This is a genomic window from Sorangium sp. So ce1504 (genome assembly GCF_051521635.1).
GTDB lineage: Bacteria > Myxococcota_A > Polyangia > Polyangiales > Polyangiaceae > Sorangium > Sorangium cellulosum_B.
Map to the genome: position 1 here is coordinate 11,308,054 of NZ_CP150365.1, position 14,441 is coordinate 11,322,494.

At 68.0% G+C, this 14,441-nt stretch carries 5 protein-coding genes; all 5 read right to left on the bottom strand.

Annotated features, from left to right (window positions below; all coding sequences use genetic code 11):
* Nucleotides 1–7: 7 nt before the first annotated feature.
* The 5 genes from WMF39_RS42610 to WMF39_RS42630 all read right to left on the bottom strand — a co-directional run bounded on the left by WMF39_RS42610 (nucleotide 8) and on the right by WMF39_RS42630 (nucleotide 14,065).
* Nucleotides 8–2,095 carry an RHS repeat domain-containing protein gene (locus WMF39_RS42610; RefSeq protein ID WP_437742172.1) on the bottom strand — a complete coding sequence of 696 codons (2,088 nt, stop codon included), beginning with the start codon at nucleotides 2,093–2,095 and terminating at the stop codon, nucleotides 8–10.
* 181 nt (nucleotides 2,096–2,276) lie between these two features.
* Nucleotides 2,277–2,534, bottom strand: a complete 258-nt coding sequence (locus tag WMF39_RS42615; protein WP_437742173.1) for a hypothetical protein — start codon at nucleotides 2,532–2,534, stop codon at nucleotides 2,277–2,279.
* Complete coding sequence (locus WMF39_RS42620; RefSeq protein ID WP_437742174.1) at nucleotides 2,531–4,597, bottom strand: RHS repeat domain-containing protein; 2,067 nt, start codon at nucleotides 4,595–4,597, stop codon at nucleotides 2,531–2,533. Before WMF39_RS42620 ends, WMF39_RS42615 begins: the two co-directional genes overlap by 4 nt.
* Before the next feature lie 181 nt (nucleotides 4,598–4,778).
* Complete coding sequence (locus tag WMF39_RS42625; protein WP_437742173.1) at nucleotides 4,779–5,036, bottom strand: hypothetical protein; 258 nt, start codon at nucleotides 5,034–5,036, stop codon at nucleotides 4,779–4,781.
* Complete coding sequence (locus tag WMF39_RS42630; protein WP_437748108.1) at nucleotides 5,033–14,065, bottom strand: DUF4951 domain-containing protein; 9,033 nt, start codon at nucleotides 14,063–14,065, stop codon at nucleotides 5,033–5,035. The genes WMF39_RS42625 and WMF39_RS42630 overlap by 4 nt, the downstream gene beginning before the upstream one ends.
* Nucleotides 14,066–14,441: the final 376 nt, after the last annotated feature.

A 14,441-nucleotide genomic window follows, 5' to 3' on the forward strand; every position in this document is an offset into this window, starting at 1 on the left:
CCTAGTACTATTCCACGAAACCACCGAAGGAGCCGTCCGCATTGAACCGAGCACCTCTTCCATCAGGCGCGCTGACCTGCCAGCCCCCTCGGCCGAGGGGCGTTGTTGTTGACCCTGGGCTGGTCAGGATGTCATCCAACTGATCCTGTCCAGCCTTGTTCCAGTTTTCGGATGGCCCCTTGGCGCCAGGAAACTTCGTGGTCCCAGGTCTCCCGCCGGTCCGATGCTTTTGCAGTGCCCGCCCAGCCCTCGTCAGTAGTCCTGCCTTATCGGCTGGGTCTAACGCCTGCCCTGCTTTCGAGAGAGCGTCAACGGATGGTCCCCCCCTTGCGGCCGGCTTCTTCGGCGGCTCCACCGCAGCTGCGGCAGGCGGCTTGGGAGGCTGCTTCGCCCCGCCCCCGCCCGCTGCAGGCGGTGGGGGTGGCGACGGTACTTCCGCGGGAGGCGCGGGCGCAGGCGCAGCTTCAGATGGCTTGGGGGAGTCTCCATCCGAGATGGCATCGTAGATCAAATAGCCCACGAGGCCTACACCTCCGACAATGACCGCGCCAGCAACGATCACCTCCCCAAATGGCGAGGGCTCGGCCAGTGCCACCGCAGTGGCCGAACCGGCTGTCTTCGCGGCAGTTTCCAAAACCTGCGCAGCTTCCTTTGAATACCTGCCATCCGGATCAACGAAAGCTACGGGGTTATTCCATGTATACGTGTACAGGCCCAGGTTGATCGGCTTGAATACCCCGCCGTTGATCCTGCCGACCATGTACTCTGCCAGCACCGGATCCGGGCTCAGCCACACGCCGAGCCGCGGCTCATAGCTCCGCGCCCCGTGGTGGTAGAGCCCCGTCGACAGATCGAGCTCCTTCCCGGTGAACAGGTACGGCTGCCGGTTCTGGAACCGCGAGTCCGTCTGGTCCGCCCACAGCTCCCCGCTCGGCAGGTACTCCACGTGCTGGCTCAGCGCCTGGTCCTGATCGGTGACGTACTGCGTGCTCCCGAGGTGGTCCGGGTGGTAGTACAGCACCGGAGGCCTCTGGAACCAGTCCGCGTCGATCTTGCTCGTGATCCGCGTCTCCCCCGCGAACAGGTGCTTCGTCGCGATCACCCCGTTACGCACCACGAGGTGCTGGTCGACGTACGCCGTCTCCTCCTCCCCGGCGACCCCGTGCCGATGCACCCGACGCTCGCCCGCGCCGTCGTACAGCGCACGCGACATCTCCTGCCCGTTCTCGCTCACCGACACCAGCCGGTTGTCTTCATCCCAGCTCAGCGTGCGCTGCACGCTGCCCCGGTACTTCCACTGCTTGTGGTTGCCGTTCGCGTCGTAGAACAGCTCTCTCAGCCGCGGCTGCGACTCCGCCGGCACGTACTCGTCCACCTGATTCGCCGCGTGCGGCCTCGGCCCGGTGTAGCGGTACTCGTTCCGGTACGTCCTCTCCCGGATGGGGTACTGCATCTGCCAGTTGTTCCCCCCGCTCTGCGCGTACCGGGCGACCTCCTGCCGCTTCGTCGTCGCGTTCCCGAGGACGTCATAGTCGATGCCCAGCGTGTACCGCTCCTGCTCCTGGTTCCGCTCCTGGTAGATCCCCGACGCCTCGGTCAGCTGGTTCAGGTCGTCGTACGCGAACCGCTGCTGCGTCCGCGCCACCATGACGGCCCCTCCCAGGGACTCGTCGAACGGCACCTCGTTGTTCAGCTCCCGGATGTTGCCGACGAGGTCATACCGGTAGCGCAGCCGCTGGAACGGCCTCGGCGCCCGCCCCATCGACCGCATCTGCGCGCTCTGGTGGTCCGCGTTGACCTCCGCCATCCGCCGCGTCGACTCATCGTACCGGTACTTCGTCTCGATCCCGTTGCCCGCCACCACACGCACCCGCTGCCCGAACTCGTCGTACCCGATGTGCCTCAGGTACTCCGTCGTCCTCGGCTCGCTCAGGTGCTGCGGATTGACGCGCTGGTTCTCCCCGACCACCGACACCACCGCGCCGCCTCGGTCGTACCCGTAGCGCACGATCTCCTCGCCCGAGCCCGGGAAGTGGATCTCCTGCATCCGTCCCAGCGCGTCGAACACGTACTTCAGCGTCGCCTCGTATGGCACGCAATACGGCTCCCGCAGCCTCGGGAACAATGGGTCGCGTCCATGCTTCGCCTCGCAGTTCGGACAGAGATTATCGACCGCGCCAACACGAGGGCGACCTGTCGGCGTAAACTGGATGTTCGGTCGCTGCCCGAGGGCCTCAGCGCACACCCCTTCGGAGCAACGGCGGCCTCCCCACGGCTCAAGGTTCCTCGCTTTTGATGGTGAGGACGGAACCCTCCCATCCATACAGGATGAGCGCTCCCGACTTAAGCTCTAGTTCCATTTGCCCGCCCTGCGGACCTGAGAAGGCGACCTGTACACTTTGACCTGGTGAGAGCACGACTTCGTCGGCCCATGGCTCCAAGGTAAGAAGCAGCGCATCGTCGTTGCTATTCGTAACGGAGAGGATCCCATGCACATTCGGCTTATCATTTGGATTGCTCATTGTTTCCTTCATCGGAGGATCTTGGTCGCTGCCTCCATCAGCTCCGCCCGGCCCTGTGCGGACGGGTTCGCAGGATTACGAATAATTTCATTTCGATAGAATTTAGCCCACGCTTCAGCGATCTCCCGAGTGACCCCACCCCGCTGAAGCCCTTCACGCGTGAGTGTTGGAATCTGTGCCCGAGCCGCATCGTTTCCCGTGCCCCACCTCATCACATTTCCGAAATCCTTCAGTGGCATCCCACCGGGGGTCGGAGGAACCGGCAATCTCGCCGCAGCCGCTCCGCTTGCGGGGCTCTTCGGTGGCTCCGGCGATTCCGCCGCAGGCGGCGCAGGCGGCTTGGGAGGCTCCTTCGCCCCACCACCTCCCGCTTCCGACGGCGGCGGTGCTCCAGGCGTCGCGGGCGTCGGGAAGTCTGCCGGTACGTCGCAACTAGGCCCGGTCGCGGACTCATCGGGATCAGCAGTGGCGATGGTGTAGATCGCATAACCCACCGTTCCCACGGCGAACAGGCCGCCCACGACCAGCTCTCCGATCGGGGTCGGCTCGACCACGGCAGCGGTGGCGGGCACCGTGAGCGCCGTCCCGACGACCGCCGAGCCCTTCACAAACGCCTCGGCTATCGCTTGCGTCGTCAGGCGCCCGTCCGGGTCGATGAGGACGACGGGGTTGTTCCACGCGTACGTGTAGAGACTCAGGTTGATCGGCCGGTACACCCCATCGTTGAACTTGCCGGCCATATACTCCGCCAGCACCGGATCCGGGCTCACCCACACCCCGAGCCGCGGCTCATAGCTCCGCGCCCCGTAGTAATAGAGACCCGTCGACAGGTCGAGCTCCTTCCCATTGAACAGGTACGGCTGCCGGTTCTGGAACCGCGAGTCCGTCTGGTCCGCCCACAGCTCCCCGCTCGGCAGGTACTCCACGTGCTGGCTCAGCGCCTGGTCCTGATCGGTGACGTACTGCGTGCTCCCGAGGTGGTCCGGGTGGTAGTACAGCACCGGAGGCCTCTGGAACCAGTCCGCGTCGATCTTGCTCGCGATCCGCGTCTCCCCCGCGAACAGGTGCTTCGTCGCGATCACCCCGTTACGCACCACGAGGTGCTGGTCGACGTACGCCGTCTCCTCCTCCCCGGCGACCCCGTGCCGATGCACCCGACGCTCGCCCGCGCCGTCGTACAGCGCACGCGACATCTCCTGCCCGTTCTCGCTCACCGACACCAGCCGGTTGTCTTCATCCCAGCTCAGCGTGCGCTGCACGCTGCCCCGGTACTTCCACTGCTTGTGGTTGCCGTTCGCGTCGTACGACAGCTCCCTCAGCCGCGGCTGCGACTCCGCCGGCACGTACTCGTCCACCTGGTTCGCCGCGTGCGGCCTCGGCCCCGTGTAGCGGTACTCGTTCCGGTACGTCCTCTCCCGGATGGGGTACTGCATCTGCCAGTTGTTCCCCCCGCTCTGCGCGTACCGGGCGACCTCCTGCCGCTTCGTCGTCGCGTTCCCGAGGACGTCATAGTCGATGCCCAGCGTGTACCGCTCCTGCTCCTGGTTCCGCTCCTGGTAGATCCCCGACGCCTCGGTCAGCTGGTTCAGGTCGTCGTACGCGAACCGCTGCTGCGTCCGCGCCACCATGACGGCCCCTCCCAGGGACTCGTCGAACGGCACCTCGTTGTTCAGCTCCCGGATGTTGCCGACGAGGTCATACCGGTAGCGCAGCCGCTGGAACGGCCTCGGCGCCCGCCCCATCGACCGCATCTGCGCGCTCTGGTGGTCCGCGTTGACCTCCGCCATCCGCCGCGTCGACTCATCGTACCGGTACTTCGTCTCGATCCCGTTGCCCGCCACCACACGCACCCGCTGCCCGAACTCGTCGTACCCGATGTGCCTCAGGTACTCCGTCGTCCTCGGCTCGCTCAGGTGCTGCGGATTGACGCGCTGGTTCTCCCCGACCACCGACACCACCGCGCCGCCTCGGTCGTACCCGTAGCGCACGATCTCCTCGCCCGAGCCCGGGAAGTGGATCTCCTGCATCCGTCCCAGCGCGTCGAACACGTACTTCAGCGTCGCCTCGTATGGCACGCAATACGGCTCCCGCAGCCTCGGGAACAATGGGTCGCGTCCATGCTTCGCCTCGCAGTTCGGACAGAGATTATCGACCGCGCCAACACGAGGGCGACCTGTCGGCGTAAACTGGATGTTCGGTCGCTGCCCGAGGGCCTCAGCGCACACCCCTTCGGAGCAACGGCGGCCTCCCCACGGCTCAAGGTTCCTCGCTTTTGATGGTGAGGACGGAACCCTCCCATCCATACAGGATGAGCGCTCCCGACTTAAGCTCTAGTTCCATTTGCCCGCCCTGCGGACCTGAGAAGGCGACCTGTACACTTTGACCTGGTGAGAGCACGACTTCGTCGGCCCATGGCTCCAAGGTAAGAAGCAGCGCATCGTCGTTGCTATTCGTAACGGAGAGGATCCCATGCACATTCGGCTTATCATTTGGATTGCTCATTGTTTCCTTCATCGGAGGATCTTGGTCGCTGCCTCCATCAGCTCCGCCCGGCCCTGTGCGGACGGGTTCGCAGGATTACGAATAATTTCATTTCGATAGAATTTAGCCCACGCTTCAGCGATCTCCCGAGTGACCCCACCCCGCTGAAGCCCTTCACGCGTGAGTGTTGGAATCTGTGCCCGAGCCGCATCGTTTCCCGTGCCCCACCTCATCACATTTCCGAAATCCTTCAGTGGCATCCCACCGGGGGTCGGAGGAACCGGCAATCTCGCCGCAGCCGCTCCGCTTGCGGGGCTCTTCGGTGGCTCCGGCGATTCCGCCGCAGGCGGCGCAGGCGGCTTGGGAGGCTCCTTCGCCCCACCACCTCCCGCTTCCGACGGCGGCGGTGCTCCAGGCGTCGCGGGCGTCGGGAAGTCTGCCGGTACGTCGCAACTAGGCCCGGTCGCGGACTCATCGGGATCAGCAGTGGCGATGGTGTAGATCGCATAACCCACCGTTCCCACGGCGAACAGGCCGCCCACGACCAGCTCTCCGATCGGGGTCGGCTCGACCACGGCAGCGGTGGCGGGCACCGTGAGCGCCGTCCCGACGACCGCCGAGCCCTTCACAAACGCCTCGGCTATCGCTTGCGTCGTCAGGCGCCCGTCCGGGTCGATGAGGACGACGGGGTTGTTCCACGCGTACGTGTAGAGACTCAGGTTGATCGGCCGGTACACCCCATCGTTGAACTTGCCGGCCATATACTCCGCCAGCACCGGATCCGGGCTCACCCACACCCCGAGCCGCGGCTCATAGCTCCGCGCCCCGTAGTAATAGAGACCCGTCGACAGGTCGAGCTCCTTCCCATTGAACAGGTACGGCTGCCGGTTCTGGAACCGCGAGTCCGTCTGGTCCGCCCACAGCTCCCCGCTCGGCAGGTACTCCACGTGCTGGCTCAGCGCCTGGTCCTGATCGGTGACGTACTGCGTGCTCCCGAGGTGGTCCGGGTGGTAGTACAGCACCGGAGGCCTCTGGAACCAGTCCGCGTCGATCTTGCTCGCGATCCGCGTCTCCCCCGCGAACAGGTGCTTCGTCGCGATCACCCCGTTACGCACCACGAGGTGCTGGTCGACGTACGCCGTCTCCTCCTCCCCGGCGACCCCGTGCCGATGCACCCGACGCTCGCCCGCGCCGTCGTACAGCGCACGCGACATCTCCTGCCCGTTCTCGCTCACCGACACCAGCCGGTTGTCTTCATCCCAGCTCAGCGTGCGCTGCACGCTGCCCCGGTACTTCCACTGCTTGTGGTTGCCGTTCGCGTCGTACGACAGCTCCCTCAGCCGCGGCTGCGACTCCGCCGGCACGTACTCGTCCACCTGGTTCGCCGCGTGCGGCCTCGGCCCCGTGTAGCGGTACTCGTTCCGGTACGTCCTCTCCCGGATGGGGTACTGCATCTGCCAGTTGTTCCCCCCGCTCTGCGCGTACCGGGCGACCTCCTGCCGCTTCGTCGTCGCGTTCCCGAGGACGTCATAGTCGATGCCCAGCGTGTACCGCTCCTGCTCCTGGTTCCGCTCCTGGTAGATCCCCGACGCCTCGGTCAGCTGGTTCAGGTCGTCGTACGCGAACCGCTGCTGCGTCCGCGCCACCATGACGGCCCCTCCCAGGGACTCGTCGAACGGCACCTCGTTGTTCAGCTCCCGGATGTTGCCGACGAGGTCATACCGGTAGCGCAGCCGCTGGAACGGCCTCGGCGGTCGCCCCATCGACCGCATCTGCGCGCTCTGGTGGTCCGCGTTGACCTCCGTCATCCGCCGCGTCGACTCGTCGTACCGGTACTTCGTCTCGATCCCGTTGCCCGCCACGACGCGCACCCGCTGCCCGAACTCGTCGTACCCGATGTGCCTCAGGTACTCCGTCGTCCTCGGCTCGCTCGGGTGCTGCGGATTGACGCGCTGGTTCTCCCCGATCACCGACACCACCGAGCCGCCTCGGTCGTACCCGTAGCGCACGATCTCCTCGCCCGAACCCGGGAAGTGGATCTCCTGCATCCGTCCCAGCGCGTCGAACACGTACTTCATCGTCGCCTGGTACGGCCCACGGTGCGGCTCCCGCAGCCGCGGGAACTCCGAGGTCAGCTCCGCCGTGTTGCCGAACCGATCGTAACGGAAGCTGCGCTTGCCCGCCGCGCTCGTCTCCTCCACCAGCCGCGCTGCGCGGTTGCCCTGCTCGTCCCCGGCGTCGTCCGGCTCGCCGTACGTGTAGACAACGTCCTGCGTCACCGGATAGTCGATCTTCCGCAGCCGGTTGAAGTCGTACTCGTACCGGATAAGCTGCCCCCGCGCCGCGAGCTCCGCCGTCTGCTTCGCTCGCAGGTTCCCGACCAGATCGTAGCGCCACTCCGTGCGGCCCGCGTCGGGGCTGACCAGTGTCACCATCCGGCCGACCGAATCGTACGTCGCCGTCGTCGCGTTGTTGCGCGTGTCGGTCACCCGCACGAGCTCGCCGAGGGGGTTGTGCTGGTAACGCGTCACGATCCGCGTCTCCACCCCCTTGATCCGGTTGAACTCCTCCACCGCCGCGATCCGCCCCCCGACGTCCCGGTACGTGTTGCGCACCTTGCCGTTGGCGTCGATCACCATCTCCTGGAACAGCAGCCGTCCTTCCAGCGCCACCAGGTCGTGCTCGATCGCCGTCCGCGCGTAGCCGCCCGGCGCGCTCGTATCCGGCGTGGCGACCTCTCGCACGCGCGACAGTGCGTCGTAATGCGTGAGCGTCGGCCGCACCAGCCCCAGGCTCACGAACGCCGTGTCCGGCGCCGCGCTGAAGCCCGGCTGCCCCTGCTCCACCACGCGGCCGAGCGCGTCGAACGCCACCGCCCCGCTGACCGTCATCCCGACTTCCGTGCCCGTGCCCGTGTCGCGCTCGTGGTCCTTCTTGGTCTGCAGCACCCGCCCCAGCCCATCCGCGAGCATCACCGTCACGATCGGGTCGCCGGGATGCTCCACGTCCTTGTGGCTCGTCTTCGCCCACGCCGGCAGCGCCGCCGTCTGACCCGGGTGGAGCGCATACGCGAACCCAATCGTCGGCTCCCCTTCTCCCGCCAGCTCCTCCGCGCTCCAGACCTTGCTCGGTTCGCATCCGACCGGCACGGCGTCCTCGCCGTCCTCCGCGAGATCGCTCGGCCCCCAGACCTCCGTGAGCCGCCCGAAGTCGTCCACCCGGTGCACCATCGTGTGCCCGTTGACATCGGTCTCCTGCGTCACCGTGCCATACAGCAGATTCGGCACGCTGTTCGAATGGTACCCGAAGCTATCGCTCGCGCACGTGCGGTAGCTGTGCGTCACCTCATCGTAGCTGTAGGTCAGCTTGTAGCTGTTCGGGTCGGTCGACGTCTTGAGGTTGCCGAAGTCGTCGAACCCATAGCTCCACGTGGCCTCCGCATTCGCGTAGGTCGTCCCATCCGCCCGCTTGCCGCCGGAGATGACGTTCGTGACGGTCTTGAGTGCGCCCGTTCCCGGCCAGTACGTCGCCGTGCGCCGGCGCAGCACGCGACCCTGCTCGTCCGTCGTCTCGACGAGCTCCGGCTTCACGATGTAGGCCGATCCAGGCTCCGTGTAGTCCACCCTCTGATGCACATCGTCGTCCGGCGTATCGGCCTCGCCGTCGGCGTGCAGCTCGATCAGGTTGCCGAGCTCGTCGAAGACCCGCGTCTCGCGCGCGCTCTTGTGCGGCGCGCTCGGGTCGTCGGTCGTCCCCTCGTAGAACGCGCTCCTTCTCTCCGTCTCCTTGGGGAAGAACGAGCCCGCCCTGGGCTCCAGCCCCTCGGGCGGCGGCGCATAGTCGACCTCGTTCACCGTGTAGAGCAGCCCGTCGCCGTCGCGCAGCGTCGAGCGCGCGACCAAGCCGCGGCGGTAGACGTCGTGGTTCAGGTGCTCGACGTCCTCGCTCGACATCGCCGTGACGCCATCCTCGCCGAGCGCCGTCGTCGTCACGAGCCCGTACCCGAGCTCGACCCGCTCCTCCCGGTCGTAGACCCCATCCGCGTGCGTCGCGATGCGCGTCCGGTACGCATGCACTCCGTACACCCCCGGCGCTCCCTCCACGCCGTCGTGCACCGTCACCTCGCTCAGCGCCCACTGGCTCGACGGCATATCGACCTGAGGCGCCCTATCCATCTCCCCGAGCGCCCCTTCGCTCGGCACGACCAGGTTGCCCTCGCGCTGGTAGTCGAGCTCGATGCTCCCGCCGAGCGGCCGGCTCACCCGCCGCAAGAGGTTCGTCTTGCCCAGCGCGTTGACCCGCGCGTACACCGTCGCGTCGCCGTCCCGCTTGAGCACGTGATCCTGAAGGCCATCACCGTCGATGTCCTCGAACGCGAGGTGCGATGAGCCGGCGCCTTCCGAGTAGAACACCGAGCCGCCGACGCACACGAAGTAGCAGACATCGACCTTGAAGCTGCCCTCGTAGCTCTCCGACCTGCGGAAGCTCACCGCGTCGCCCCCGCCCATGAACGCGTACTCTGGCGGATCGATCGACACGCCCCACGCCCCCGCGGGCCAGGACTCCTCCGGCGCGAACCGGCTCCCGAGGTTGAGCTGCACCCGGAACCACGACTCTTCCGGCGCCTTCATCACCTTGTCCGGCAGCCCGTCGCCGTTCACGTCCGCGAAGTCCACCACGGTCCGCGCCGTCGTGTACGTGTACCCCGCGCCGGCGGCGGCCACGGTCGCGTCCACGCCGACGCCGACGCTGTTCGCGCCCGTGTCCTCCAGCCGCACCGCATCCACCCCGGCCGCGTCCGTGAACTCGCGCAAGATGTCGCCGAGCGTCTCGCGCAGCGCTCCCGCATCGAAGTCGCTCTTCTCGAAGCGCGCCCGCTCCAGCGGCACCGGTCCAGCGAACCGGTGCCCCAGGTTGAACGCCACCGTCATCACCCCGCTCGCGGGATCCTGCGTCACCTGGTCCACCAGACCATCGCCGTTGACGTCCACCAGATCCACGTGCGTGGCGGACAGGCCATAGCTCGTCCCCAGGTGGAATTGCGTGTGCAGGTACCCCTCGAAGCGCCCTTCGCTCGTGGTCTTGGAGATCGTCTGGATCTCGCTGTCCACGGTGACCGAGGCGCTCCCTTCCAGCCGGATCGCACGGTGCTCGATCCGCCGCAGCGCCTCCGGCAGCGACCAGCTGTCCCGCGGCCCGAACCCTCGCCCGGTGTTGAGCACCGCGCCCTCGCGCGTCACGCTGTCGGGCAATCGATCGCCGTTGATGTCGATCAGGTCCCTGTCCGACGTGGTGCTGCCAAAGCTGTAGCCCGCCCCCAGCGGCCCGAGGTTGGCGCTGATCTCCGCGTTCCACGTCTCCGCGCTGCGCAGCCGGCCGAGCTGCCCCCCTCCCCGCCTCACCTTGCCCACGATCGACGGCTTGACCGCGCTGCCGCCGACGAACGCCTCCGACGCGGCCGCGCCCCACACCGGCGCGCTGCCCTGCGGCAGCGGCACAGCGAGCGTGAAGCCGCGCTCCGGGTGGAGCGTCGGAAAGGCGATGTCCGCCTCCGAGAAGGCGCGATCTCCATCGAGGAAGCCGACCGACCAGCCATGGAACCCGCCGGCCATCGGGTCCTCCGACCCGCCGCTCGCCGCCTCGGGCGCGAAGAAGCCGGTCGACACCGGCTCCCCGTCGATCGTCGCCTGCAGGGCGGCGCCCGTGGGCGGCTCCTGCGCGAAGGCCGTGACGAAGATGGGCTCGCCGGCCTGGACCTCCAGGTCGACGTCCACGGGGAATGCCGTACCAGCAGCGCTCGGCGCGGAATACGCCTGCTTGAAGAGCAGCCGATGCACGCCCTGAACGACCAGGGTCAAGGGCTGAGTGAACGTATAGGTCCCCGGTACCAACAGCATTCCCTCGAGCCGCGCCGTCCCCGTGCTCGGCGCGATCCACGGCCGCGGGCGCGTCGCATGCGACCACCTCGCGACAGGCATCGACACATGCGCCTGCTGCTCGATGAGCGCGAGCGGCAGCGGCGCGTCCCCGGGCCCGTCGTTGTGCAGCGTGCAGCCGGCGCGGCCGTTCGGCTGCGCGCCGCACTGCACCTGCCCGCGCCGCGGCGCGCCCGTCGCCCGGTCCACGCGCGTGTATTCCTCGTACCGGATCACCGGGCTCCACGCGATGCGCGCCGGATCATCGGGCAACTCCCCCTTCACCCGGAACCGGAGGCGATCGCCCGCGAGCACCGGGATCGCCTCGGGCAGCAGCGCGCCCATCCCGAGCCCACCGGCGCCCGCGTCAACGTGCTGCGGCGCCAGGATCGACTCCGCCGCGGCGCTGCCGCGCTCCCGCACGATCTCCACCCACAGCTCATCGCTCGTCGCCCACTTCGAGAGGTCGCCCGTGATCCGGACGCTGCCATCGGCCGGCGCCACCCAGGGCACGTCAGGCCTGCCGGCGAGCCGGTGGTCGTGGCTGTACTCGAAGCGGTGGATCGGCGCCCCGTCCGGCCCCACCTGCGCGAGCTGCGCCTCGCTCGCCTCGTAGGTGATCGACGGGCTCCACGAGATCAGGTCAGCCGCCGTGTCCACGGGCCGCTCGGGGTCGATCACCGGCGCCGCGCTCACCCGGAAGTAGATCCGGTCGCCCGCGGCCACGTGCGTCGTGAGGACATCGCCGCCGCACCGATGCGCGCCAAGGAGGCAGGGAGTCAGCTCGTCCCCGTCGAGTACATCGTCGAAGAGCGGCTCCACCGCGCCGCTCCGCACGATCTGCACCCGCACCCCATCGCCGCCCGCCTCCTGCTTCTGCAGCACCCCGCCGATGCGGATGTCTCCCTCGAACGGCGCTGTCCAGCGCAGCAGCGGATCGGCCGGGTGCAAGTCCTTGCGCGCCGCCTGGGCCAGGTCGGGACGGCCGGACGGCGCGCCGCTCGTGTCGAGCGCGCCCCACGGCTGCTTGCTCCCGAAGCGGCCCCGCCGGTCATTGAGCGCGGCGTAGACGCCCCCGAGCGGACCGCCCGACACCAGATCGGGGTAGCCGTCGCCGTTGATGTCCGTGACGATCTGCTCGTCCTCCGTGCTGCTGCGCGTGTACCCCACCGAGCCGCTCAGCACCGCGACGTTCAGCCCCGCGTACACGCTCCATCCCGAGCGGTCCGTCAAGCCCAGATCCCTGTCGAACAAGCCGAGCGCGCTCGCCGCCGTAAGATGGCTCCCGGACGCCGCGCGAAGCAGGTTGAGCCCGACATCGCCGCTGTCCTCCAGGAAGTCGGGCGTCCCGTCGCCGTTGAGGTCGAACACGCTCTTGCGCACCGTCTCGTCGCCGAAGAAGCCGCCCCCGCCGACCGAGATCGAGAACATGCCGATGCCCAGCCCCACCGACGCGCTGCCGCCCGCGGTCGAGTCCTCCGTGCGCGACAGGCCGCCCTTCGTCTTGGCCTGTCCCCATGCCTCCGCGGCCTGCGCGAACGCCGCCACCTCGCCGGACGCGGTGCGCGGCGCCGTGAAGTAGTCGAACGTATGCCGGTACAGCTCCTCGCCGAGCGTCACCTGACCGCCCGCCTGCCGCGCGCCTCGCCCATGGAACGCGATGGCCTGCAGGAGGCGCTTGCCGAAATCGCCGTCGATGTAATGGAGCGCGTAGCTGCGGACCACGACGTCGCCGAACCGCACGTCCACACGCGAGAGCTGCTTTTCGGTCTGCTCGAGAAAGCCGGGCCTGCCGCTGAGCATGACGTCGGGCCGCCCGCTCTCGGACACGAAATCCACGGCATAGGCCGCTTCGACCCCTCGTGACGCGTTCGCCGTGTACTCGATGCGCTCGGGGTGCACCTCGATGCGCGGCGGCGGACCGGCCTCGACCTCGCGATCATAGCGGACCCGCATCTGGTTGCCGAACGTGTCGCGCACCTCGTCGACGTACCAGCGGAACACGTTGCGCGGCTGGCCCGGCCCCGGCTCGGGATCGTCGAGCCGCGCATTCGCATCACGGCCGTAGACAACCGTTGTCCCGTCCTTGTCCGTCACCTCCCAGAAGTAGCTGGCGGCCCCGGTGCCATGCCGCACGATGCGGTCGAACCGCCCTTCCACCCGCCGCCGGAACAGGCACGGATCGCCGCAGGCGCCGCCGTCAGCCTGCACGAGCTCGCTCCCGTCGAGCAGGTAGCGCGGCATCTCCCCCGCCGCGTACGTCGGCACCCCGAAGCGCGTGTCGATCTCGATGCTCGACAGCCGCAGATCCCACCCTACGCCGAGCCAACCGTTGCGGTGCTCGCTGTCGTACGCGATCGCGAGCGCCGGCTCGATCCCGTTGCGCCCCGGCGGAACCGCGATCGCATAGCTCAGCCGCGCCGCGCCGCTGGAGCTCGCCTCCGGCGGCGCGACCGCCGTCACTGCGGCGAACGGGCTCCCCAGCGCGAGCCCCTTGATGCTGTTCGGATCGAAGCTGCGCGTGCCCGGCGCGTCCGGCATCGCGAGCGTGGCATTCACGAAGTCGGTGAAGTGGTCGGTCAGGCTCGCCAGCTTGCCCTTTGCGGCCTCGCCGTCCCGCGCGACGCGCTGCCACTGGCCCAGCGCCTCGTCGAAGTAGAAGCCCGTCACGTGCTGCGCGGTCATCCCCGGGGGAATCGCGCGCTCGTCATAAGGCAACGTCAGCCGCACCGGCTTCTTGAACCTGAGCCCGTGCGGCCCGAAGCGGTACGCCCTCGCCCCGGGCGTGACGTTGACCATCGCGCGCCCCATCGGACGCACCTCGCCCTGGTCGAGCGGGCGAATCGTGATCCGCACTGGCTCGTCCACCGCGCCTTGAGGGATCTCCAGCACGGCCCCCTCGAACGCCACCACCCGCGCATTGTCGGGCAGCACCATCTCGCCGAACGGCGCCCCCACGTCCTCGACCAGCGGCGCATCGACGCGAGGCCCCAGGGGCAGCCCCCCGACACCGTCGCTCGGCAGCCGGAAGGGAATCGAGGAGAGCGCTACCCCGCCGCCCGGCGGCGACAGCGGCATGAGCCGCGGCTCCGGAGGTCCTGCCAGCGCGAGGCCTTCATGCCCCCGCCCGAGCAGCAGCACCACCACACAGAACAAAGCAAGACGGTACAACCAGCCCGCGTGTCGCATTCGAGACACTCCCGACGCAAGGTCTGTTGAATTCGCGGCCACCTATGTCCCGCATGCCCCGCCGTGTCAACACCACCTCGATTACAAGCGATTACAGCGCGCTGCCCTCTCCTCGCCTCGCCGGCCGCCTCTCCCTCGCTGTCGCGCGAATGGCTCGTCGCAGCAGCATTCAGACGCCTCAGCGCGTCACACGACCTTGACAGCCACTCTCGATACGCGACCATCCTCCGGTACCACTCAACCAGGAGGGAGCTCATGCCCCCGGCAAGCACCGTGAAGAACACCCCCGGATCTACGTCTCCCAAGGCCAGGTCGTCCAGCAGGACGCCGGCCG